The sequence below is a fragment of the Kitasatospora sp. NPDC047058 genome, assembly GCF_040643935.1.
Taxonomy (GTDB): Bacteria; Actinomycetota; Actinomycetes; order Streptomycetales; family Streptomycetaceae; genus Kitasatospora.
Genome location: NZ_JBEYVJ010000101.1, coordinates 1 through 24,019, shown reverse-complemented (window position 1 = coordinate 24,019; position 24,019 = coordinate 1). Strand labels below are relative to the sequence as shown.

The window sequence follows — 24,019 nt, the reverse complement described above, 5'->3', positions numbered from 1 at the left end:
GCCGATCTCCGCTCCGAAAGGCGAATCCAGCCGCAATCCATATAAACGAACACGCCACAACAGACCCGGGTCGCAAAGCCAAAAAGGCACGACGCGACCCAGCCCGAACCGGGGTGTGGTGTTTCCAAGGATTGGCCGCCCCGGGACCGTCCGCGCCGATGCGTGTCCGGTGCTCCCTGCCGAGCGACTAGGGAACACTACGCCCTTCCGGGACGACAGGCAAACCCTCGCCCCGGACGATCCGCGTGCAGAGTGCACGGCCGGCCTTCACGTACTCGCCGTTGGGGTGGTCGTTGCTGGTGACCCAGTGCCGGGCGGTGGCCTCGTCCCGTCCGCCGTCGCGGTGGCGGCGGATCAGGCGTTCCTCGCGGACGGCGTCGTCCGCGTCGACGTACCAGAGCTCGCGCAGCAGTCGGCGGGCCTCGGGCCAGGGGTGCTCGTCGGCGGCGAGGTAGTTGCCCTCGGTGATGACGAGCCGGGTGTGCGGGGCGACGACGTGGCGGGCGGCGACGGGTTCGTCGAGGTCGCGGTCGAAGTCGGGGACGTAGATGTCCTGGAAGCGGTCCGCCGTGACCCGGCGCAGCAGGGCGACGTAGCCGTGGGCGTCGAAGGTGGGAGGAGCGCCCTTGCGGTGGCCGAGGCCGAGACGGTCGAGCTGGGCCGCGGAGAGGTGGAAGCCGTCGAGCGGGAGGTAAGCGGCGCTGCCGGGGCCTTCGCGGCGTTCGACCTCGGCGACCAGGTGCCGGGCCAGGGTGGACTTGCCGGCCCCGGGCGGGCCGGCAAGTCCGACGATGGTGCGGGTGCGGCTGCCCGGGCCCCGCAGGAGGCCGAGGGCGAGCGCCACGAGGTCGGGGGCGGTGAGGGTGTCCGCGTGCATGGGCGCACCCTACTGATCGGACCCCGCTGCCGGTCAGTCCCGCGGGGCCAGCGCGGGCGTCTCCAGGGTGAGGGTCCCGGCGTCGGCGTCGAGGAGGGCGGGGACGCCGAGTGGAACGGTCAGGGTGGAGGGGCAGTGGCCGAAGCCCAGCTCCCAGAGGACGGGTATGCCCAGCGGCCCGAGGCGGTCGAGCATGACCTCCTTGACCCGCCCGGGCCGGCCGCAGCCCTCCCAGGAGCCGAGGGCGATGCCGGCGACGCCGTCGAGCGCGCCGGAGCGCAGCAGCTGGGTGACGAGGCGGTCGAGCTGGTAGGGGTGCTCGTTGACGTCCTCCAGGACGAGGATGGTGCCGGCGAAGGAGGGCCGGCCGGCCGGGGTGCCGCGCTCGGCGGTGATGACGTGGACGCAGCCACCGGCCGTGATGCCGCGGGCCCGGCCGGGGACGAGGGCCTCGGCGGCGGCTGAGGTGAGGACGGTGGTGACATCGGGGTCGAAGAGGGTGCGGCGCAGGTGTTCGGCGGTGGGACCGTCCTCGATGAAGGAGGCGCCCGCGCTCATCGGCCCGTACAGGGTGGCGATGCCGAGCCGCTGGGCGAAGGCCTCGTGCAGGGAGCTGACGTCGCTGAAACCGATCAGCACCTTGGGCGGGACGGCGCGCATGGCGTCCCAGTCGAGCAGGTCGACGATGCGGTGCACGCCGTAGCCGCCGCGGGCGCAGATGACGGCGTCGACGGTGGGGTCGAGCCAGGCGGCCTGGAGGTCGGCGGCCCGGTCGGCGTCGATTCCGGCGAGGTGGCCGAGGACCGGGTGGGTGTCGAGGACGTGCGGGCCGACCGTGACCTCCAGCCCCCAGGAGCGCAGGATCTCCGACCCGGCGGTGAGCCGCGCGGGGTCGATCGGGCTGCTGGGGGCGACCACGGCGATGCGGTCCCCGGGGAGGAGGCGGGGCGGGCGGGTCAGGCCTCGGGCGGGCGCGGGAGTGCGCTGATCCATTGCCAGGTTCCTTCCGGGAGGAGGTCATTCGGGGTGGGCACCGTGTCGCCTCGGATGATCATGCCGTGTCCCCTCACGCCGGGGGGAGGCGCGGTCGCCGTGCCCGGCGGGGCCGGCTCGTGGCGGGGGGATTCGGCAGGAGCGGAGCGTCGACGGGCCCGGCGGGTTCGGTGGGTCCGGCCAGAGAAGGTATGCCCAGTGGGCCTCAGGCTGATCCCATCACCGCCCTGACCTCGTCCAGCGTGGCCTCGGCGACGGCGTTGGCCCGGTCGGCACCGGCCCGCAGGATCTGCCGGACGTGACCGCGGTCGGTGGCGAGTTCGGCGCGGCGGGCGCGGATCGGGCGGAGGTGTTCGTTGACGGCCTCGGTCACCGTGCGCTTGAGCGCGGCACTGCCGCCGTCACCGATCTCGTCGGCGACGGCCTCGGGTGTGCGGCCCTGGCAGAGCGCGGCGAGCAGGACGAGGCTGGAGACCTCGGGGCGGTTCGCCGGGTCGTAGTCGATCCGGCGCTCGGTGTCGGTCTTGGCGCCCTTGATGAGGCGGGCGGTGGTGTCCTCGTCGGCGGAGAGCGCGATGGCGTTGCCGCGACTCTTGCTCATCTTGCCGCCGTCGGTGCCGAGCAGGAGCGGCGCCGCGGACAGCAGGGCCTCGGGGCGGGGGAAGACGGCGGTGCCGTCCGGGTGCGGGTACCGCTCGTTGAAGCGGCGGGCGACGGTGCGGGTGACTTCGAGGTGGGGCAGTTGGTCCTGGCCGACCGGGACGAGGTCGGCCTTGCAGAAGAGGATGTCGGCGGCCTGGTGGACGGGGTAGGTGAGCATCAGCCCGCTCACCGACGACTGGCGGGAGTGGGCGATCTCGTCCTTGACGGTGGGGTTGCGGTTCAGCTCGGCGACGGTGACCAGGCTGAGGAAGGGCAGCAGCAGCTGGTTGAGGGCCGGGACGGCGCTGTGGGTGAAGACCGTGGCCCGGGCGGGGTCGATGCCGACGGCGAGGTAGTCGAGGACCAGGTTCTCGGTGTGCTCGGCGAGGTGGTCGGCGACGTCCCGGTCGGTGATGACCTGGTAGTCGGGAATGACGATGAACAGGTCGACGCCGAGGCGCTGCAGCCGGACCCGGTTCTGCAGGCTGCCGAAGTAGTGGCCGAGGTGGAGCGGGCCGGTGGGGCGGTCGCCGGTGAGGACGCGGTGGGCGCCCGGGTTGCGGCGGATCCGCTCGTCCAGGCCGGCGGCGGGGGCGGCCGCGGTCGCGGCGGTGACGGTGGTGACGGTCATGGGGGGCTCCTCGGTACGGCGGGTGGTGGTGGCCGTCCGGGGCTCGGGCCCGTTCCGTCGGAAAACGCAGCAGGGCCGTCCATCCGGACGGCCCTGGTCAGGCGTGGCTGGTGGCCGTCCTAGGACGGCCACCAGTTGAGACCTGCGAAGCGCTTCATGTGTTCGAGGATAGCGTCGCTCCTCGACGGCGTCAGGTCCCTTTTCGACGCCGGCTCCGGCTGCGGGGCCAGTCCTCCCATGACCGGTGCGGGGGTGTCCGTGCGAAGCGTCTCGTCGCGGAGGAACTCCGGCCGGCAGACGCCGTACCAGGTCATCGGCACGACACCGAGCACCCCGCGCCTGAGCACCGACCGAGCCCCCGGCCGAGGCGTGAAGTGGGGCAGAACGGTCGCACCGGGTCCGCCCGCCGGAAAGCCGCTTGGAGCTGATCGCGGGGTGCGGGAGGATCGTCGGGACCGCACCCCGAAGGGCCCGTGCCGATGACCACGCTCGACCAGACCGCGACCGCCTCCGACCTCCCGTCAGCCGGCACGTCCTCCCCCGGCCTTCCGCCGGACGCGGAGGGCGACCCCACGGTGTCAGCACCGGCCGTCGTGCTCTGCTCGATCACGGCGGCGGACTCCGGGGCGGCCGGCGCCACCCGTGACGACTCCGTTCCGCGGCCGCGCGACGGCGGGAGCGGGGAGGGTGCCGGCGGTGGTGCCGAGGCCGGGCAGACGGCCGCCCTGATCCGCGCCGGTCTGGCCGCGCGGCTGCGGACGGCGTACGGGGAGGGGCGTTCCCTCGTCGAGCTCGCCGCCGCGCGCCGGCGGCCCGTGACGGAGATCCACACGCTGCTGGCCGAGGGGGCGGGCGCGGAGGCTTCGCGCCGTTCCGGATCCGGTGGGGTCATCCGGCTTCAGCCTCCGGCGGCGTCGGCGGGCGGCCGGTCCGTGCCCGTGCTGCGGGCCGTGCAGCAGGAGCTCCGGACCGCCCGTTCCAAGCGCCCCTCGCCGTCCCGGCGGCTGCGCCGCATGCACCCCGAGGTGACGGCCGGGGAGCCGACAGGGGATCAGGTCTGGACGGCGGCCGCTTCGATACCGTCGCCCGCCGCGGTCGGCGAACCCTCGGTCGTGGCTGTCACTCCCGAGGACTCGGCTCCCGGGGAGGCGGTTCTCCGGGACGCGGCCTCGGGGGGCGGGTCTCTCCGGGACGCGGCTTCCGCGGGCGGGGCCGTCGGCGTGGCGGCCGACGCTGGCGCCGAGACACCGCTCGGCATCCTGATCGGCGGCACCCCGAACCTTCCCGAGGCCGTCGGCCGGCCGGAGGAGCGGGAGCCGGTCCGGGTGACGGCCGAGCTGGTACGGATCGGCCGGGGCACCGTCCTGGTGGTACTCCCCGCGTGGCGGCCCGCCATCGCCGTCTCGGTGCCGACCGATCACCTGCTGCACGCCACCGGGATCGGCTACGACCGCCTCGGCGACATCGCACTGTCGGTGCTGATCAACCCCGGCGCGCTGCACGACCGGGAGCTCGACCTGCACGGCTGGCAGGCCGGTCAGGCCCGGAGTGCGGGCCGCCGCGGCGGGCGGTCCGCACTCCGGGCCTGACCGGCCACCCGGTACGACCCGACGGACCCGGGTGGGTCCCGGTGCGGCCTGGCCGACCCGGTGGGTCCGGTCGGCCCGGTGGGTCCGGTGGGTCCGGTGGTCAGCGGGCCGGGGTCGGGGCGTTCGGGATGTAGCCGAGGTGGACGGGCACCGGTTCGCGCCGGTCGGCGAGCCAGGCGGCCCGGACATCGGCCAGCAACTCCGGGAGGCTCGGCGGCCAGAGCGCGTCGGCGTCCTCCGCGGACAGGTCGTCCGGGGTCCACCAGCGCCAGTCGAGGATCCGGTCGATGGCGTGCACCTCGCTGACGTCGCCGACCGGGCCCCGGTGCGGCCCGCTGGTCAGATAGATGTGCTCGTGCTGGCGGACGGGCGTGCCGTGCCAGGTGAAGTCGTGCTCCCAGGTGCAGAGCAGCGGGCCGGGTTCGAGATCGGTCCAGCCGGTCTCCTCCCAGAGCTCGCGACGGGCGCCCGCCCGGGGCGTCTCACCGGGCTCGATGCCGCCACCGGGCATCGTCCAGTGCACGCCGACCTCGCTGTTGTTCGAACGGAGCAGGAAGACGGACCCGTTCTCGTCCAGCACCACCGTCCGGGCCGCCTGCCTGGGGGTACGCCTCACACGCCGCAGCAGATTTCGCATCGGATCACTCTCGCAGCGGTGACCGGGGCCGTCGAGCGGATTAGTGGCGGGGGAGCGAACGGACCCGGTCCGGCGGCCAGGTGCCGCACCGGCCGCACGGAGAATGGATATTGGCCGCGCCGCGAGCGCCCGGCGGCCCTACGCTGGCGCCCATGCCCGAACCAGCGATCATCTTCCCCGCCGACCCGCTGAACCCGCGCCGGCCCGACCCCCACTTCGCCTGGGAGGCCCGGACACTGCGGGAGCTGGGCGGTGAGCCGTACCTCGTCGACCACGACGCGCTGCTCGCCGGGGACGCCGCGGAGGCCGTCCGCCGGGTGCCGCGGGACCGCGGCCCGCTCTGGTACCGGGGTTGGATGATCACCTCGGCCGGCTACGCCGACCTCGCCCGGGCGTTGGCCGACCGGGGCGCCAACCTGCTGACCAGCGCCGCCGGTTACGCGTCGGCGCACGAACTCCCCGGCTGGTACGACGTGTTCGAGGGCGCCACCCCGGTGAGCAGTTGGATTCCGCTGTCCCCGACGACGGGCGGACCTTGGCCCGGTCCCGGGCCGGAGCAGCTGGCGGATGCGGTGGCGCGGCTCGGCGGGCACGGCCCGGCGATCGTCAAGGACTACGTGAAGTCCCGCAAGCACGAGTGGGACGAGGCCTGCTACGTCCCCGAGCTCTCCGACCCGGCCGCCGTCGGACGCGTGGTGGCACGCTTCGTCGAGCTGCAGGGCGAGTTCCTGGCGGGCGGTGTGGTGCTGCGCCGGTACGAGGAGTTCGCGCGGGCCGGGGACTGTGGGCCGGCGGACGGTCCGGGCGACGGGCCCGGCAGCTCAGCGGGAACGGTTGAGGCCGCCACGGGAGCCGATGCGGGGCCCGGCGCAGGGGCCGGCGGGAACGGTGAGCGGGCGGTCGAGGCGCGGGTCTGGTGGCTGGACGGCGAGCCCGTGCTCGTCGGGCCGCACCCGGACGCGCCGGGGCAGACCTCGGACCCGGACCTCACCGGGGTCAGGCCCCTGGTCCGGGCCCTCGGCTGCCGCTTCGTCACCACCGACCTCGCCAGCCGGTCCGACGGCTCCGGCTGGCGGGTGGTGGAGGTGGGCGACGGGCAGGTCAGCGACCTGCCGCGCGGCATCGACGCCTCCGGGCTGCTCACCTCGCTGCTCGCCGCCTGAGCGGGCGGCTGAGCCGGCAGCTGAGCGGGCGGCACCCCGCCGGCGGACGGGGTGCCGTCGGTCAGCCCGCGACCGGTGCGGGGGCCGGGTGGCCGTCCGCGATGAACGCCTGCCAGAGCCGCGCGTACACGCCGCCCTGCGCGAGGAGTTCGCTGTGCGTCCCGTCCTCGACCACCTTGCCGTGGTCCAGGACGACGACGCGGTCGGCGCGCTCCGCGGTGGTGAGGCGGTGGGCGATGACCAGCGTGGTGCGGCCGCCGGTGAGCCGCTCCGAGGCGTGGTTGACGGCCGCCTCGGTGGCCAGGTCCAGCGCGGCGGTGGCCTCGTCCAGGAGCAGGACGTCCGGGTCGACCAGCTCGGCCCGGGCCAGCGCGATCAGCTGCCGCTGCCCGGCCGAGAGGTTTCGCCCGCGGCCGGTGACCTCGTGGTCGTAGCCGTCCGACAGCCGCACGATCATGTCGTGGGCTCCGACCGCCCGGGCCGCCGCCTCCACCTCGTCCGCCGTGGCCGACGGTCGGCCGTACGCGATGGCCTCGCGCACCGTGCCCGCGAACAGGTACGCCTCCTGCGGCACCACGCCGAGCCGGTGGCGGTACTGCGCCAGGTCGTAGCGGGTCAGGTCGACGCCGTCCACCCGGACCGTGCCGGAGGTCGCGTCGTAGAACCGGGCGACCAGCTTGACCAGCGTCGACTTGCCGGCGCCGGTCTCGCCGACCAGCGCCACCGTCTGGCCCGCCGGGATGTGCAGGTTCACACCGGTGAGGACGTCCGGGGCCCCGTCGGCACCGCCGTTGTAGGCGAAGCTGACGTCCTCGAAGTCGATCTCGCCACGGATCCCGCCGCGCACCGGCACCGGGTCGGCCGCCTGGGCGGTGGTGGTCGGGGTGCGCAGCAGCTCCCGGATCCGGCCGAGGCCGACCGCCGCCTGCTGGTAGCCGTCGAAGACCTGGGAGAGCTGGTTGACCGGCGCGAAGAACAGGTCGATGTAGAGCAGGTAGGCGACCAGCGCGCCGACCGTGAGCGTCCCGGCGTCGACCCGCGCCGCGCCCACGATCAGCACCAGCGCGGCGGCGACGCTGGAGAGGAACTGCACGAACGGGAAGTACAGCGAGATGTAGAGCTGCGCCCGGACCCTGGCCTCGCGGTAGGCGATGCCCCGGGCGACGAAGCGGTCGGTGTTGGTGTCCAGCCGGCGGAACGCCTGGACGATCCGCATGCCGGCCACGTTCTCCTGGAGGTCGGCGTTGACCGTGCTGATCAGGTCTCGGGATATCTCGTACTGCTGCTTGGACTTCTTGCGGAACACCAGCGTCGCGGCCACCAGCAGCGGCAGCACGGCGAAGACCACCAGCGCCAGGCCGGCGTCGATGACCAGCAGGGCGGCGAAGATGCCGAAGAAGGTCAGCAGGCTGACCACGGCGGTGACCACACCGGTCTGCAGGAAGGACGTCAGCGAGTCCAGGTCGGTGGTCATCCGGGTCATGATCCGCCCGGACAGCTCGCGCTCGTAGTAGTCCAGCCCGAGCCGGTTGAGGTGGGCGAAGATCTTGAGCCGGAGCATGTAGAGGACCCGCTCGCCGGTGCGGCCGCTGACCCGGTTCTCGGCGCTCTGCACCAGCCAGTCCAGCAGGACCACCACCAGCGCGGCCAGGGCCGCGACGGCGACGCCCGACATCAGCGCCTTGCTCACGCCGTCGTCGATGCCGTGCCGGATCAGGATCGGCAGCACCAGGCCGGCGCCTGCGTCCAGGGCGACCAGCAGCAGGGCGACGGCGAGCGGGCGGCGGAAGGGGCGCAGCAGGCGGCGCAGGCTGAAGTCCGGGTCTCCGGTCTCGGCCTCGGCGCGGGAGACCGCCGGGGTGTCGGCGGCCGGCGGGAGGGCGGCGACCTTGGCCAGCAGCTCCGGATCGGCCGTGCGGGCCGCCTTGGCCAGCGCCGGGGTGGACGGCTCGGGGGCGGACGGCTCGGGGGTGGTGGGCGCGGAGGCCGTGGGCTCGGAGGCCGTGGGCTCGGCGGTGGCGGGATCGAGAGCAGTGGGATCGCTGTCGGCGGGCTCGGCAGGTGTTCCGGCTGCTGCTTCGGCCGGTGCCTCAGGGGTGGCCGGTGCCCCGGCGGAGGCCGGGGGCCGGGTCTTGCCCGCGTCGGGGGCCGAGATCAGGACCCGGTACTGGGGACATCGGGCGTCGAGCTCCTCGTGCGTTCCGATGTCCAGCAGCCGGCCGTGGTCCAGGACGGCGATCCGGTCGGCCAGCTGGAGGGTGGAGCGCCGGTGCGCGATCAGCAGCGTGGTGCGGCCGGTCATGACGGAGCGCAGCGCGTCGTGGATCTCCGCCTCGATCTGCGGGTCCACCGCCGAGGTCGCGTCGTCCAGCAGCAGGATGCTCGGGTCGGTGAGGATGGCCCGGGCCAGGGCGATCCGCTGGCGCTGGCCGCCGGAGAGCGTGAGGCCCTGCTCGCCGACCTTGGTCTCGTAGCCGTCCGGCAGCTGCCGGACGAACTCGTCCGCCTGCGCCGCGCGGGCGGCCGCGACGATCTGCTCGTCGGTGGCGTCGGGCCGCCCGTACGCGATGTTGGTGCGGACCGTCTCGGAGAAGAGGAAGCTCTCCTCGGGGACGATGCCGACGGCCGCGCGGACCGAGTCCAGGGTGAGTTCGCGCAGGTCGTGGCCGTAGAGGCGGACCGCGCCGGCCGCCGGATCGTAGAACCGCGGCACCAGCTGCGCCACCGTCGACTTGCCCGAGCCGGAGGCGCCGACCAGGGCCAGCGTCTCCCCGGGGGCCAGCTTCAGGCTGAGCCCGTGCAGCACGGGCGCCGGGTGCTCGGGGTCGTAGCGGAACTCGACCCGGTCGAACTCCAGCGCCACGTCCGGCGTGCGCGGGCCGGCGGTGCGCCCCGCTTCGGGGGTGCCGACGGTCGCGGTGCCGACGGTCGCGGGGGTCGGGGGCGTCGCGGGCGTCACGGCGGGGGCGGCGGTCTGGGTCGTCCCGGTGCTGCCGTGCGTGGCCGCGTGGTGCTTGGCCGTGAGGTCGAGGGTGACCGCGTCCGGGCGCTCCTGCACCAGCGGGCGCTCGTCGATCAGCTGGACCACCCGCTCCACACCTGCGCGAGCCTGCTGGCCGACCGTGATCACCATGGTCAGCATCCGGACCGGACCGGTCATCTGGGCCACGTAGGTGGAGAAGGCGACGAAGGTGCCGAGCGAGACCTGGCCGTCGACCGCCAGCCAGCCGCCGAAGGCCATCACCGCGACCTGGGCCAGTGCCGGGATCGCCTGCATCGCCGGGTTGTAGCGGCTGTTCAGCCGGATCGATCGCAGGCGCGCCGCGAAGAGGTGGCGCGAGGCCGCCTCCAGCTTGTCCAGCTCCTGGGCCTCCTGCCCGAAGCCCTTGACCACCCGGACGCCGCCGACGGCCTCGTCCACGACGCCGGCCACGGCCGCCGCCTCCTGTTGCGCAGCCCAGGTGGACGGGAACAGCCGCTTGCGGCTGAGCACCGAGACCCACCAGAGCGCCGGGCCCATGACCAGTGCCACCAGGGTGAGCGGCGGCGAGAGCCAGATCATCACGGCCAGCGACATGACGAACATGAGCAGGTAGCCGGTCATCATCGGCAGCATCGAGAGCAGGCCGTTGATCAGCTGGAGGTCGGAGGTGGCACGGCCGACCACCTGCCCGGTGTCCAGCCGGTCCTGCCGGTGCCCGTCGAGCCGGCCGAGGGAGCGGAAGAGGTCGCTGCGCATGTCGTGCTGGACGTCGAGCGCGAGCTGTCCGCCGTAGTAACGGCGCACCTGGGTGCAGGCGAACACCAGCACGGCCGCCAGCAGCAGCACGACGGCCCAGGGGGCCAGCGAGCGGGTGTGCGTGGTGATGACGTCGTCGATGATCAGCTTGGTCACCAGCGGGACCAGCGCGGTGACGGCCATGCCCACGAGAGAGGCCCCGAAGGCCAGCAGCACGCTGCGCCGCGACCGCCAGCAGTAGCCGATCAGGCGCCGCAGCCAGCCCGAGCCGCCCCCGCCGCCGGAGGCCTCCGCCGCACGCGGGCCACCCCGCTCGCCGTCGGCGCCCGAAGTGCCGGCATCGGCGCCGTTACCGGCACCGGCGCCGGTCCGGGGTCCGCTCGGAGAAAGCTCCACCGTAGATCCGTGAGTCTCAGGCATATTTAGGGATGCTAACCATTCCGTCGAGTGGCCGCCATGGTTTTATCCGGCCAGAGAACGCCGGGCACCCGACCCGGCGGAGGGGCCAACAGTCGGCGGCCTGCGGAGATTCCCGACCGGCCGCGACCCCTGTCCTGTCACCAGGGTGGACGACTCCGCCCCGGCCGCCCACCTCCCACCGGCGCACCGGGCCGCCCTCCTTTGGACCTAGGCCGCACCCCGGCACGGCGGGGCCGCCCGATCAGGCGGCAGCGGGCGGCGGGTGGCGGGCAGCGGGCGGCGGCGGGCGGCCGGGAACGCGGGTCGGTTCAGCCGCGCGCGGCGGCGTCGGCCGCTGCGGAGAAGGCGCCGTGGGCGAGGCTGTGCAGCAGCGCCGCCATGCCGTCGCGTTCGAGGGCGGCCCGGTCCTCCTGCGCGGGGCTGGGGCCGAGGCTGTGCGGCGTCGAGTTGATCAGCCCGAAGACGGCGTGCACGGCGGCCCGGGCGACCGGCTCGGCGGCGGGCTCGGCGAGCGGCGGGTAGGCCTGCCGGACCACGTCGACCCAGAGTTCGACGTAACCGCGCTGGAGCCGGCGGACGGTCCGGCGGTCCTCCTCCTTGAGGTTCAGCAGCTCGCGGTCGTGCAGGGTGATGAGGTCCCGGTCGTCGAGCGCGAAGTCGACGTGCCCGCCGATCAGCGCGTCCAGCGCCTCGGCCGCGCCGTCGCCGCCGCCCGCCCGGCGACGGCCCTCCTCCAGGAGGCGCTCGCTGATGCCGATCAGCAGATCGGCGAGCATCGCGTCCTTGCCCGCGAAGTGCCGGTAGAGCCCGGGCCCGCTGATGCCGACCGCCTTGCCGATCTCGTCGACCCCGACGCCCAGGAAGCCGCGGGCGGCGAACAGCCGGGCGGCCTCCCTGCGGATCTGGTCGCGGCGTGGGAGCGCTGGCGTGGCTGGGACGTTCGGCATGCTGCCCATCGTAGACAGTCGGGTTATCGACCGTTAACCTGGGCAACACGAGTTAACGCTCATTAACGTGCGGGTCGCGGGCTCACCCGGCTCTGCCGCCCACCTGGTGCCGAGGGCAAGGGAGCTCTTGGGATGGTCATCTCCACCGCCGGCGTACCCACCGGCGTCAACGGCAACGCGACGGCGGGAGCCGCACCCGGACCGGGCGGTCCGGGCGGCGCGCCGTCCGGTACGGCCGCCGGATCCGTCGCCCCGGGAGCCGCCGCTCCCGCCCCGCGGCTGGGCAGCGCGGTCGACCCTGGTTCGGAGGCCTACCGGGCCAACACCGAGGCGCACCGCGCCCTGGTCGCCGAGCTGCGCGAGAAGCTCGGCACGGCGGCCCTGGGCGGCGGGGCCAAGGCCCGGGCCCGGCACACCGCCCGCGGCAAGCTGCTCCCGCGGGACCGCGTCGACACCCTGCTCGACCCGGCCTCCCCGTTCCTCGAACTGGCCCCGCTGGCGGCCGACGGGATGTACGACGGCGCCGCCCCGGCGGCGGGCGTGATCGCGGGCATCGGCCGGGTCGCGGGCCGCGAGGTGGTCGTCGTCGCCAACGACGCCACCGTCAAGGGCGGCACCTACTACCCGATGACGGTGAAGAAGCACCTGCGCGCCCAGGAGGTCGCGCTGGAGAACCGCCTCCCCTGCATCTACCTGGTGGACTCGGGCGGCGCGTTCCTGCCGATGCAGGACGAGGTCTTCCCGGACCGCGACCACTTCGGCCGGATCTTCTACAACCAGGCCCGGCTCTCGGCCGCCGGCATCCCGCAGATCGCCGCCGTGCTCGGCTCCTGCACGGCGGGCGGCGCGTACGTCCCGGCGATGAGCGACCAGGCCGTCATCGTCCGCAACCAGGGCACGATCTTCCTCGGCGGGCCGCCGCTGGTGAAGGCGGCCACCGGCGAGGTGGTCACCGCCGAGGAACTGGGCGGCGGCGACCTCCACTCCCGGACCTCCGGTGTCACGGACCACCTGGCCGAGGACGACGCCCATGCCCTCTCCATCGTCCGCACCATCGTGGCCGGGCTCGGGCCGCGCGCGGCCCGGCCGTGGCCGCTCGCCGCGGCCGAACCACCCACCGTCGACCCGGCCGGCCTGTACGGGGCCGTCCCGGTCGACCCGCGCACGCCGTACGACGTGCGCGAGGTGATCGCCCGGCTGGTCGACGGCAGCCGGTTCGCCGAGTTCAAGGCCGAGTACGGCGCGACCCTGGTGACCGGTTTCGCCAAGATCCACGGCCACCCGGTCGGCATCGTCGCCAACAACGGCGTGCTGTTCTCCGAGTCCGCGCTCAAGGGCGCCCACTTCATCGAGCTGTGCGACCAGCGGGGCATCCCCCTCCTCTTCCTCCAGAACATCACCGGGTTCATGGTCGGCCGGCAGTACGAGTCGGGCGGCATCGCCAAGCACGGCGCCAAGATGGTCAACGCCGTCGCCTGCACCCGCGTCCCGAAGCTGACGGTGGTCATCGGCGGCTCGTACGGGGCCGGCAACTACTCGATGTGCGGCCGGGCCTACTCGCCCCGCTTCCTGTGGATGTGGCCGGGCGCCAAGATCTCCGTGATGGGCGGGGAGCAGGCCGCGTCCGTCCTGGCCACCGTCCGCCGCGACCAGCTGGAGGCGCACGGCGAGGAGTGGCCCGCCGAGGCGGAGGAGGAGTTCAAGCGCCCCGTCCGCGAGCAGTACGAGCGCCAGGGCAACGCCTACTACGCCACCGCACGGCTCTGGGACGACGGCGTGATCGACCCGATGGACACCCGCACCGTCGTCGGGCTGGCGCTCACCGCCTGCGCCAACGCCCCGCTTCCGCAGCCCGGCCCGTTCGGCGTCTTCCGGATGTGACCCCGCGCCGGGCGCGACCGCGCCCGGCCCGGCCGTCCTGCTGCCGTCCCCTCTCACCACCCCCTTCTTACGGCTCCCCTCGACCCGGAGGAACGCCTCCCATGTTCGACACAGTTCTGGTCGCCAACCGCGGCGAGATCGCCGTCCGGGTGATCCGCACCCTGCGGCGGCTCGGCGTGCGCTCCGTCGCCGTGTTCAGCGATGCCGACGCCGACGCACCCCACGTCCGCGAGGCCGACGTCGCGGTCCGGCTCGGACCGGCCGACCGCAGCGACAGCTCGGCCGCCGAGACCTACCTGCGGACCGACCAGATCCTCGCCGCGGCCCGCCGCACCGGCGCCCAGGCCGTCCACCCCGGTTACGGCTTCCTCGCCGAGAACGCCTCCTTCGCCCGTGCCTGTGCCGACGCCGGCCTGGTCTTCATCGGTCCTCCTCCCTCCGCGGTTGAGCTGATGGGTGACAAGATCAACGCCAAGGAGGCCGTCCGTGCCGCCGGCGTGCCGGTCGTCCCCGGCAGCCAGGCGACCGCGCCCACCGACGAGGAACTCGTCGCGGCCGCCGACGAGATCGGCTACCCCGTCCTGCTCAAGCCGTCCGCCGGCGGCGGCGGCAAGGGCATGCGGCTGGTACGCGACCCCGCCGACCTCCCGACCGAGATCGCCGCCGCACGACGGGTCGCCCGGACCGCCTTCGGGGACGACACGCTGCTGCTGGAACGCTGGGTCGACCGGCCCCGCCACATCGAGGTGCAGGTGCTGGCCGACGCCCACGGCACCACCGTCCACCTCGGCGAGCGCGAGTGCAGCCTGCAGCGCCGCCACCAGAAACTGATCGAAGAGGCACCCTCCGTCCTACTCAACGCCGAGACCCGTGCCGCGATGGGCGCCGCGGCCGTCCGCGCCGCGGAGTCCTGCGGCTACACCGGGGCCGGCACCGTGGAGTTCATCGTCCCCGGCATCGACCCGGACTCCCCCGCCCCCACCGAGGGGGTACGGGACTTCTTCTTCATGGAGATGAACACCCGTCTCCAGGTGGAACACCCCGTCACCGAACTCGCCGTCGCCGTCACGCCCGCCACCCCGGCCTCCGCCCCGGCCCAGCGGCTGGACCTGGTCGAGTGGCAGGTGCGGATCGCCTCGGGCGAGCGCCTCACCTTCTCCCAGCCGGACGTCTCCTTCCTGGGCCACGCCATCGAGGCCCGCATCTGTGCCGAGGACCCGGAACGGGACTTCCTGCCCACCGGCGGACGGATCCTGGTGCTGGACGAGCCGCAGGGCGAAGGCGTCCGGGTGGACTCCGGCGTCACCGCGGGCACCGTCATCACCAGCGCCTACGACCCCATGCTCGCCAAGGTCATCGCGTACGGGCCCGACCGCCCGACCGCGCTGCGCCGACTCCGCGCCGCGCTGGCCGACACCCGGATCCTCGGCGTCACCACCAACACGGGCTTCCTCCGACGACTGCTCGCACACCCCGAGGTCACCGCCGGCCGGCTCGACACCGGCCTGGTCGAGCAGACCGCGCAGCAGGAACCCGCGCTGCTGGCCTCGCCCTACTCCCCTGCGTCCGTCACCGCGGACGCCGCCGGCACGGCCGATGCCGACGCCCGGCCCGCCGAGGCTCCGACACCCGCTCACCTCCTCTACTACGCGGCCGCGCTCGCGCGGCACCTCGACCTCACTCCCGCCGCCGACGGCGGCGGCTGGACCGACCCCTTCTCCCTTCCCTCCGGCTGGCGCCTGGGCGGCGAGGCAGCCTGGACCACGCATCGACTCCGGGCCCCCGGCCAGGATCCGGTGTCGCTGTGCATCCGTCCGGTCACTGCGGGCAACGTAGCCGAGGCCACTGACATTCCCCCCGGCGTCACCCCTGAGGTGGACATCCGGCTCGGTTCCGGACCGGCCCACCGGGCCCGGGCCGTACGGACCGGCAACCGCCTCCACCTCACCGTCGACGGCCTGCAGACGACCTTCGCCCTGACCGCCGACGACGCCCCCGGCCACGCCGGCGGCCCCGCGGCCGGGCCGGTCACCTGGCTCGGTGTCGACGGCGACGCCTGGCCGCTGCACGCCCACGACCCGGTCGGCGAGAGCGCCGCCGCCGGCGGGGCCCACCACGGCGCCCTGACCGCCCCGATGCCCGGCACCGTCACCGTCGTGAAGACCACGGTCGGCGAGCAGGTCCGACGGGGCCAACCCCTGCTCGTCCTGGAGGCCATGAAGATGGAACACGTGATCGCCGCCCCGCACGACGGCACCGTGAGCGAGCTGCGGGCCACCGCCGGGGCCACCGTGGCCATGGAGGAACTGCTGGTCGTGGTCACCCCGGCCGAGGACGGCCCGGAAGGCGTCGCGGGCGACGGGGCGGCCGGCGGACAGGCGCTCGACGCGGCCGGGGTGCGGTCATGAGCACCGCCACCCCCGCGCACGAGCCCGACGCGCTCGACCTGGGCCTGCCCGACCCCGTCCGCGCCCCCGGCCTGCCCGAGGAGGTCCGGATCCACGAGGTCGGACCGCGCGACGGGCTGCAGAACGAGAGCGCCCTGGTCCCCGTCGAGGTCAAGGCCGAGTTCATCGCCCGGCTCGCCGCCACCGGGCTGCGCACCGTCGAGGCGACCAGCTTCGTCCACCCGAAATGGGTGCCCCAGCTCGCCGACGCCGAGGAGCTGGTCCCCAGGCTCGCCGGGCTGCCGGACCGTCACGCCGGTCTGCGGCTCCCGGTGCTGGTGCCCAACGAGCGCGGGCTGGACCGCGCGCTCGCCCACCACGCCGCCGACATCGCGGTGTTCGCCAGCGCCACCGAGACCTTCGCCCGCCGCAACCTCAACCGCTCGGCGGACGAGGCGATGGCGATGTTCCGGCCGGTGGTGGAACGGGCCACCGCGGCCGGGGTCCGAGTGCGCGGCTACCTCTCGATGTGCTTCGGCGACCCGTGGGAGGGGCCCGTCCCCGTCGAGCAGGTGACCCGCTTCGGCGTGCAGCTGCTCGAGATGGGCTGCACCGAGCTGAGCCTCGGCGACACCATCGGGGTGGCCACCCCCGGCCAGGTCACCGCGCTCCTGGACGGCTTCGCCGCGGCCGGCGTACCGGTCGGCAGCCTCGCGGTGCACTTCCACGACACCTACGGCCAGGCGCTCAGCAACACGCTGGCCGCCCTGCGCAGCGGCGTGACCACGGTCGACGCGTCGGCGGGCGGCCTGGGCGGCTGCCCGTACGCCAAGAGCGCCACCGGCAACCTGGCCACCGAGGACCTGGTGTGGATGCTGCACGGCCTCGGCATCCGGACCGGGGTCGACCTCCGCGCGCTGGTCGCCACCAGCGGCTGGATGGCGCGGCAACTCGGCCGCCCCAGCCCGTCCCGCGCCGTTCAGGCACTGATCGGCGCGGACCGGGGGTGACGCGCCGGCGGCTCGCAACGGCCGCCGGCGCCCAGATCCTTCCTTCACTCCGGCGCCCCTTGCGCCTCCCCGCGCCTCCCCGCGCCGCCCCGTCCGGCGTTCCCGCGGCCACCCGCCGGCCGGAGCCCCGCCCGGCCGGCGTCCCGCCCCGCACGGCACCACCCCTTTCCAATCCGCACTCCGTGCGCCGGTCACACCATCGGATCGGCACACGGTCGTCCCGATCACGCCCGCGGCCACCCCGGCCGGGCCACAGGAGGATCCCCATGTTCGATCACCGACTGAACAGCGAGTACGAGGAACTGCGGCGCACCGTCGCCGAGTTCGCCCAGGACGTGGTCGCACCGAAGATCGGCGAGTTCTACGAGCAGAACGAGTTCCCCTACGAGATCGTCCGGGAGATGGGACGGATGGGCCTGTTCGGCCTGCCGTTCCCCGAGGAGTACGGGGGCATGGGCGGCGACTACTTCGCGCTCGGCCTCGTCCTGGAGGAGCTCGCCCGGGTCGACTCCTCGGTCGCCATCACCCTGGAGGCCGCGGTCTCGCTCGGCGCGATGCCCGTCTACCGCTTCGGGACGGAGGAGCAGAAGCGCGAGTGGCTGCCCAAGCTGACCTCCGGCGAGATGCTCGGGGCGTTCGGCCTGACCGAGCCCGAGGGCGGCTCCGACGCCGGTGCGACCCGCACCACGGCGCGGTACGACGCGGACACCGACGAGTGGGTGATCAACGGCACCAAGTGCTTCATCACCAACTCCGGCACCGAGATCACCGGCCTGGTGACGGTCACCGCGCTCACCGAACCGATCGCTCGTTCGAGTGAAGACGGCGAATTCTCCTCGCCGCAGCGCGAAATCTCTTCCATCATCGTTCCCACCGGAACCCCGGGGTTCCAGGTGTCGAAGAAGTACTCGAAGGTCGGGTGGAACGCATCCGACACCCGCGAACTGTCCTTTACCGACTGCCGCGTTCCCGCGGCCAACCTGCTGGGCGAGCGTGGCCGCGGCTACGCCCAGTTCCTGCGGATCCTCGACGAGGGCCGCATCGCGATCGCAGCCCTGGCCACCGGCCTGGCCCAGGGATGCGTCGACCAGTCCGTCACCTACGCCGCCACGCGCCGGGCCTTCGGCCGGCCCATCGGCGCCAACCAGGCCATCCAGTTCAAGCTCGCCGACATGGAGATGCGCGCACACACCTCCCGCCTGGCCTGGCGGGACGCCGCCTCCCGGCTGCTGCACTCCGAACCGTTCAAGAAGGAGGCCGCAATCGCGAAGCTGTACTCGTCCGAGGCCGCCGTCGACAACGCCCGCGAGGCGACCCAGATCCACGGCGGGTACGGCTTCATGAACGAGTACCCCGTCGCCCGCTTCTGGCGGGACTGCAAGATCCTCGAGATCGGGGAGGGCACGTCGGAGGTCCAGCGCATGCTCATCGCCCGGGAGCTGGGCGTCTCCTGAGACGCTGCCCGATCCGGAGGAAAGCCTGTTCTCCGGTTTCTCCGGTCCCCGGAGAAACCGGAGCGGGCTGCCGGCCGCACGCCTGAACGACGCCGTGGGCACGGAACCCGGGCACGGAACTCGGGCACGGAGTTCGGGCACGGAGTTCGGGCACGAAGTGCCGTACGCACACGGCGCCCTACATGAAGGAGGTTTCGTCCGTCCCGACCGCTGAACCGACGGGCGGGCAGCCCGTCAGGGAATGACGATCACAGGGCGGTTGGCTCGCCGGGCCAGCCGGCCGGAGACCGAACCGAAGAGCTTGCCGAGCAGGCCGTGCGTGCTGCCGACCACGATGGCGTCAGCGGCGTACTCGCGGCCGACCTCCTCGATCTCGTGGCAGATGTCGCCACCCCGCTCGACCAGGATCCAGGGAACGCCCGCGAGGAAGTCCGCGCAGGCGAGCTCCAGGCCGAGGACCTCGGTCCGGTGGTCGGGGAGGTCGACGAAGACCGGAGGCTCACAGCCGGCCCAGACCGTGGCGGGCAGCCGGTTGGCCACGTGGACGATCACCAGGCCGCACTGCGAGCGACGGGCCATGCCCACCGCGTAGGCGAGTGCGCGCTCGCTCGACAGCGAGCCGTCGAACCCGACCACCACGCCGTGCTGGAAGGCCGGATCGCACGGCCGGTCGGGGGTCTCCTCGGGCCTCGGCGCCCCGGGAGCGCTGGGCAGGCCCGCGCTCCCCGGATGCTCGGCACCCGGACCGAGGCGGCCGGTCACCGTCGGCTCCACACGGCCGTCACGCTGCTGCTCCCGGCCTCGGTGCGGCTCCCGGTCCCGGCGCTGCTCCGGCTGCTGCTCCGACTGCTGGTCGTGTCGCCTACGGACGCCGGGACGGCTCCAGCGCGCCAGGTCGCGAAGGATGCGGGGCAGGGCCCGAGCGTCCACGGCAGCCGGTCCTCCCACCAAGTCTCCGCTGCCTCCGGGCTCACCACCACGCCCCACGGCCACTGCGTCCGCACCGCGGACCGCGTCCGGTTCCACCGGTCGGGAGAACTCAAAACCAGCCATGGCTCAAGGCTCTTCGAGGGAGATGGGCCGACAGGAGAGGACAACGCTGCCCGGGCAGCAGGGCCGCCTACGGAACGACGTCGGTCTACGCCGAGCACCACCGTTTGTGACCTATTCCTTTCAGAGTACGACGGGCGGGAGGCCCAGCCCAGCGGCGAAGCCTCCGAACGCCTTTGTTCCCGCGAACGGAGGATGCGCACGCCGGTCGCGGTGCGCCCCCGCCCGTGGACGATCGCGCCCCTCCGGAAAGGAGGTTCCCTGGAGCTTGACTGAGCGGACCGGGCGACGCAACAGGCCCTCGGGACACCGTGACCGGACTGTCATTGATCGACAACGATCGGTTGCCGCCGGTCACCGGCCGTCGTTCGCGGCGCGGCGTCGGAAGGGGTGGCTCCGGCACCCGATTCAGCCAATTCGCCGGGGTTCGCGTCGGCCTCTGGCATTTGCCAGGTGCATGGAGGCGGCCGCTGGCACGATGCTCGGCATGCCCCTGCTCCTGCTCGACCTCGACAACACGCTGCTCCCCAGGGATGCCGCTTTCCGGGCCTGGGCTCAGGACTTCCTCTCCGAACGAGGACTGCCGCCCGGCGACGTCGACTGGCTGGTCACCATCGACGGGGGCGGCTACGTACCGCGCAGCACCGTACTGTCCGCCGCCCAGCGCCGCTACGGCCTGGACGACTCCTTCGAATTCCTGCTCGCCCACTACCGGCGCGGCATCAACTCCCACATCCACTGCCCGCCCCGGCACATCGAGGCGCTGCAGGCGGCCCGGGCGGCGGGCTGGACGCTCGGCATCGTCAGCAACGGCGGCACCCGGCCCCAGTTGGAGAAGATCCGCCGGACCGGGCTCGGTCCGATGGTCGACGGCTGGGTGATCTCGGAGGAGGCGGACTGCGTCAAGCCGGACCCGCTGATCTTCGAGATCGCCGCCCAGCGCTGCGGAATCCCGCCGACCGGCGACTGGACCACGGACACCTGGATGATCGGGGACCACGCCCCGGCCGACATCGCGGGGGCGGAACTCGCGGGGCTGCGCAGCGTCTGGCTGCACCACGGGCGGCCCTGGGCCGAACCGGGCTACCGGCCGACGCTGAAGGCGGCCGGCCTGCCGGAGGCCATCGGGCAGGTGCTGTCCGCGCGCAGTGCGCCGGGAGCACGGCCGGGGATCCGGGCGGGCGGCGGCCGTACGGTCACCCGGAGGTCCGCGGGGGCGGCCCCGGAGAGTCTCCGGTCCCGGGATCGCGCGGTGACGGCGCTACCCGGCGCACGGTCCGGCGCGCAGCTCCTGCTGTCCGCCCCGGACGGCCGACGTGCGCCTGTTCCCGTGAACGGCGCGATCGGCGCCGTCCCGAGCTCGGCCGGGGAAGTTGGTGTCCGAAACCGTTCCGACGAATTTGCGGCCCGTACCGACGGCTCCCCCGCCGGAACGGGGTTGCCCGGCGTCGCGGACCGGCTGAGGTCCGGAGCCGACCGGCCCGCGGCGGCTGCCGACGGCGCGACCTTCGACCGCACGGCCGGCGACCGCACCGTCGCCGACCGTACGGTCCACGTCCGCGAGGCCGCTGCCCCCGCCGTGGAACGGCCGGCACGGACGCGCTTCGCGCCGCCTCCGGTGTGGTTCGGGGTCGGCCCTGCCGCGCCTCACGGCGGGAGGGCCGCGGCCGTCTCACCGTGAGGCGGCGCCTCCCGCGCCGCTGCCACCTTTCCGCCTTTCCGCTCTTCCGCTCTTCCGCTCTTCCGCCCGACCATCACCGGCCTCGGCAGGCGCGTCGGTCGCCGCGCCCCGGCAGGCGTCGCCGTCGGCAGAAGTCTCCGTCGTCAGGCCGGGGAGCGGGTGACGCTCTCGGACGGCGTCAGGGAGCCGAGGGGCGGGCGGCGTCGGCAGCGACCACCAGCGGGTGCGGCCGTGCTCGGTGAAGCCGAGCTTGAGGTGGAGCGGTTCGCGGAGCAGAGTGGCAGCCGGGGTGGCCGGGCGCTCGGGTGGGCGGCGGCCAGAGCGGTCTCCAGGACGGCCCCCGCCACGCCGCGGGAGCGGTGGCCGGGGAGCGTCGCGACCCAGTGGACGCCGGTGGCCCGGCCGTCGTCGTAGGTGAGGCAGGCCCCGGCCGGCGCCCCGTCGATGCGGCCGAGCCGGGCCCGGAGGCCCGGTTCGCTCAACAACTGCCCGGGCGGCATCGCGCCCCGCGTCCAGGGCTGGTGGACCTCGATGGGGAAGCCTTCGACGATCGCGTGCTCGACCTCGGCGAATTCGTCGGCGCCGAACGCCTCATCGACCGTCAGCTGCCCGCCGCCGTGGGCGCCGGAGCCCGGGAGCGCGCCGAGGAGCGGCGGTACGACCGGGCCCGGTTCGCGGACCATGACGACCATCGCCCGGCCGCGGCCGTAACTGTGGCGGGTCATGTCGAGGCCGCCGTACGGGTCCTCCAGCGTGAGCCGCACGGTGGAGCACTCGCGCAGCAGGGCCGCCGGTTCGTCCTCGACCGGTTCGGTCTCGCCGTAGGGGCGGGTGACCACGATCCGGTGGGCGTCCTCCGGTGTGCGGGCGCACCGCACGGCGGTGAACCGGGGGGTCACGTGTTGCTGCCGGCCGTTCGACCGGGCTTGGGCGAGCCGGAACGCAGCGGCGTTGTCGTTGGCCTGTTCGAGCCGGCCAGTGATCGTCACATCAGGACCGTGGCGCGGGTGATCCGACCATAGCTCTGCCGCTTCGGCACTGGCCGGATGAAGCCAGGGAGGCGCACGGCACGGGCGGCGTGCGCCTCCCCGTGCACCGCCTATTTTCGGTCAATCTTGCGCGGCTCCCCTGCCCTTGGACAAAGCCGCAGCCCAGACCCGCCGACCGGGCATGCCGAAGCCGGACACCCCAGCAGCGGCCCCGCGACAACCAGCCACCGTTGCACCGGCCCCCTTCCCAGAAGGGTCGACGGGTGCCACGCTTCGTGATCGAATGCATCACGCCAAATTGCCATGTCGACATAGCGTCGGATGGTGAACTTGTCACAACGGCAACGGTCCACCCGATAGATTTCGATCTTGGCTAGCAGTGCCGCACCACCACACCACACCACCGAGGGGGCTTGAGCGCCTTGAGCAGGGTGAGCAGGAGCGACGCGGGTCCTGACAGCGGCCAGGCCGTGGCCGGCATCGCAGGTCGTTCCGCGAGAGCCACCGGCGCCTCGGCCATCACTGCCAACCCCCGCTCCTCCGGCGCCTCCAGTGCCGCCCCGCACTCCTCGTACACCTCTACGACCCCTGCGGCCCCCTCCGTCACTTCCGCCCCATCCGTACCGGGGGCGTCCGGCACTCCGGCCTCTCCGGGAGCCTGGGAGCATGCAGGACGGAGCGTCAGCCGACTGAACGTCAACCAGACGGCGGGCCACGGCGGCGGAGCGAACGGCCACCCGGGAGCGTCGGTTCCCGGCCAACCTGGCGGCCAGAGCGTCGGCCAGAGTCTCGGCCAGGGTGCGGGCCAAACGCCGGGTCAGACGCCGGGCCACGGACAGGGCCAGGGCACCGGACCGGCACTCGCTGCGGCATCCGGCGCGATGCCCGGCCAGCCGCACGGCCAGCAGGGCCACCCGGGACAGTACGGACAGCACGGCCACGACACCGGGTACCCGGTGTTCTCCGGCGGCGCGGCCCCCGTCTCCCCCTCCACCGGCCTGACGCCGGGGGCCATGGCGGGCCCGGGCGCCGGTCCCACGGCCGGTCCGCTCGGCGGCCTGGGCGGCAGCGGCCACGGCCCGGCCGGCCACGGAGCCGTCGGCGGGTCCGGCACGAACGGGTCTTCGACGGCCGTGCTGGCCGCCGCCCCGCGGAAGCTGTCCGGCCGGCGCCGGCGCGAGACCGTCGCCGTGCTGATCTTCGGCGGCGCACCGATCTTCGAGAGCTCGATCCCGCTCTCCGTCTTCGGCGTCGACCGCCAGGACGCCGGGGTCCCGCGCTACCGCCTGCTGGTCTGCGCCGGGGAGGAGGGGCCGCTCGCCACCACCGGCGGCCTGACGCTCTCGGCGCCGTACGGGCTGGAGGCGCTGGCCCGGGCGGGCACGATCGTCGTGCCGGCCTGGCGCTCGATCTCGCAGCCGCCGCCGGTCGAGGCGATCACCGCGCTGCGCAAGGCGCACCACGAGGGCGCGCGGATCATCGGCCTCTGCACCGGCGCGTTCGTGCTCGCCGCCGCCGGTCTGCTGGACGGCCGCCCGGCGACCACGCACTGGATGTACGCGCCGACCCTGGCCAAGCGCTACCCCCGGGTCCACGTCGACCCGCGGGAGCTCTTCGTCGACGATGGCGACGTGCTGACCTCGGCCGGCACGGCCGCCGGAATCGACCTCTGCCTGCACGTGGTGCGCAGCGACCACGGCGCCGAGGCGGCCAACGCGCTGGCCCGCCGTCTGGTGGTGCCCAGCCGGCGCAGCGGCGGAGGACAGGCCCAGTACATCGATCAGTCTTTACCGGAGGAGATCGGCAACGACCCGTTGGCCGAGGTGGTCACCTGATCCTACCCCTGCCGACCGCGGCCCCGCGCCCCCAGCACCGAGAAGCCGGTGCCCAGCAACGCGCCCGACGCCGCATCCAGCGGTTGAGTCAGCA

Annotated in this window: 14 protein-coding genes and 2 pseudogenes; 8 read left to right on the top strand and 8 right to left on the bottom strand. The window is 73.9% G+C overall.

Translation table 11 applies throughout. From position 1 onward, the window contains the following. Positions 1–187: 187 nt before the first annotated feature. The 3 genes from ABZ885_RS17735 to trpS form a co-directional block, all read right to left on the bottom strand. Positions 188–877, bottom strand: a complete 690-nt coding sequence (locus tag ABZ885_RS17735) for a nucleoside/nucleotide kinase family protein (protein ID WP_360188821.1) — start codon at positions 875–877, stop codon at positions 188–190. Positions 878–910: 33 nt separating this feature from the next. Continuing rightward, a complete protein-coding gene (locus tag ABZ885_RS17730; RefSeq protein ID WP_360188818.1) occupies positions 911–1,870 on the bottom strand; it encodes an LD-carboxypeptidase in 960 nt (319 codons plus the stop codon). Positions 1,871–2,075: 205 nt separating this feature from the next. Continuing rightward, positions 2,076–3,143: a tryptophan--tRNA ligase gene (gene trpS, locus ABZ885_RS17725; RefSeq protein WP_360188815.1), complete on the bottom strand. Its 1,068-nt coding sequence runs from the start codon at positions 3,141–3,143 to the stop codon at positions 2,076–2,078. A 479-nt stretch (positions 3,144–3,622) separates the two neighbouring features. Here trpS and ABZ885_RS17720 point away from each other — a divergent pair, with 479 nt between their 5' ends. Beyond that, positions 3,623–4,732: a hypothetical protein gene (locus ABZ885_RS17720; RefSeq protein WP_360188813.1), complete on the top strand. Its 1,110-nt coding sequence runs from the start codon at positions 3,623–3,625 to the stop codon at positions 4,730–4,732. A 100-nt stretch (positions 4,733–4,832) separates the two neighbouring features. Here the strand turns inward: ABZ885_RS17720 and ABZ885_RS17715 are convergent, their stop codons facing one another. Further along, entirely contained in the window at positions 4,833–5,348 is a 516-nt protein-coding gene (locus tag ABZ885_RS17715; RefSeq protein WP_360188811.1) for an NUDIX domain-containing protein, read from the bottom strand. A 173-nt stretch (positions 5,349–5,521) separates the two neighbouring features. Between ABZ885_RS17715 and ABZ885_RS17710 the strand changes: the two genes are divergently transcribed. Next, positions 5,522–6,532, top strand: a complete 1,011-nt coding sequence (locus tag ABZ885_RS17710; protein ID WP_360188808.1) for an ATP-grasp domain-containing protein — start codon at positions 5,522–5,524, stop codon at positions 6,530–6,532. A gap of 61 nt (positions 6,533–6,593) precedes the next feature. Here the strand turns inward: ABZ885_RS17710 and ABZ885_RS17705 are convergent, their stop codons facing one another. Next, positions 6,594–10,691, bottom strand: a complete 4,098-nt coding sequence (locus ABZ885_RS17705; protein ID WP_360188805.1) for an ABC transporter transmembrane domain-containing protein — start codon at positions 10,689–10,691, stop codon at positions 6,594–6,596. Positions 10,692–10,999: 308 nt separating this feature from the next. Beyond that, positions 11,000–11,638 (bottom strand): TetR/AcrR family transcriptional regulator, encoded by a 639-nt coding sequence (locus ABZ885_RS17700; RefSeq protein WP_360188802.1) that lies wholly within the window; start codon positions 11,636–11,638, stop codon positions 11,000–11,002. 132 nt (positions 11,639–11,770) lie between these two features. On the opposite strand from ABZ885_RS17700, the gene ABZ885_RS17695 reads away from it, so the two are divergent. The 4 genes from ABZ885_RS17695 to ABZ885_RS17680 all read left to right on the top strand — a co-directional run bounded on the left by ABZ885_RS17695 (position 11,771) and on the right by ABZ885_RS17680 (position 18,370). After that, positions 11,771–13,519 carry a carboxyl transferase domain-containing protein gene (locus ABZ885_RS17695; protein WP_360188799.1) on the top strand — a complete coding sequence of 583 codons (1,749 nt, stop codon included), beginning with the start codon at positions 11,771–11,773 and terminating at the stop codon, positions 13,517–13,519. A 101-nt stretch (positions 13,520–13,620) separates the two neighbouring features. Continuing rightward, positions 13,621–15,927 carry a biotin carboxylase N-terminal domain-containing protein gene (locus ABZ885_RS17690; protein WP_360188796.1) on the top strand — a complete coding sequence of 769 codons (2,307 nt, stop codon included), beginning with the start codon at positions 13,621–13,623 and terminating at the stop codon, positions 15,925–15,927. Next, positions 15,924–16,916 carry a hydroxymethylglutaryl-CoA lyase gene (locus ABZ885_RS17685; protein ID WP_360188793.1) on the top strand — a complete coding sequence of 331 codons (993 nt, stop codon included), beginning with the start codon at positions 15,924–15,926 and terminating at the stop codon, positions 16,914–16,916. Before ABZ885_RS17690 ends, ABZ885_RS17685 begins: the two co-directional genes overlap by 4 nt. Positions 16,917–17,182: 266 nt before the next feature. Continuing rightward, a complete protein-coding gene (locus ABZ885_RS17680; RefSeq protein WP_360188790.1) occupies positions 17,183–18,370 on the top strand; it encodes an acyl-CoA dehydrogenase family protein in 1,188 nt (395 codons plus the stop codon). 234 nt (positions 18,371–18,604) lie between these two features. Here ABZ885_RS17680 and ABZ885_RS17675 read toward each other — a convergent pair. After that, positions 18,605–19,033: pseudogene (locus tag ABZ885_RS17675) on the bottom strand (universal stress protein); the annotation flags it as partial. Between the two features lie 874 nt (positions 19,034–19,907). On the opposite strand from ABZ885_RS17675, the gene ABZ885_RS17670 reads away from it, so the two are divergent. Next, entirely contained in the window at positions 19,908–21,101 is a 1,194-nt protein-coding gene (locus ABZ885_RS17670) for an HAD-IA family hydrolase (protein WP_360188787.1), read from the top strand. A gap of 143 nt (positions 21,102–21,244) precedes the next feature. On the opposite strand, the gene ABZ885_RS17665 is transcribed toward ABZ885_RS17670, so the two are convergent. Then, positions 21,245–22,090, bottom strand: a complete 846-nt coding sequence (locus ABZ885_RS17665) for a hypothetical protein (RefSeq protein WP_360188784.1) — start codon at positions 22,088–22,090, stop codon at positions 21,245–21,247. A gap of 1,133 nt (positions 22,091–23,223) precedes the next feature. Between ABZ885_RS17665 and ABZ885_RS17660 the strand changes: the two are divergent. Beyond that, positions 23,224–23,919, top strand: a pseudogene (locus ABZ885_RS17660) (DJ-1/PfpI family protein); the annotation flags it as partial. Positions 23,920–24,019 lie beyond the last annotated feature (100 nt).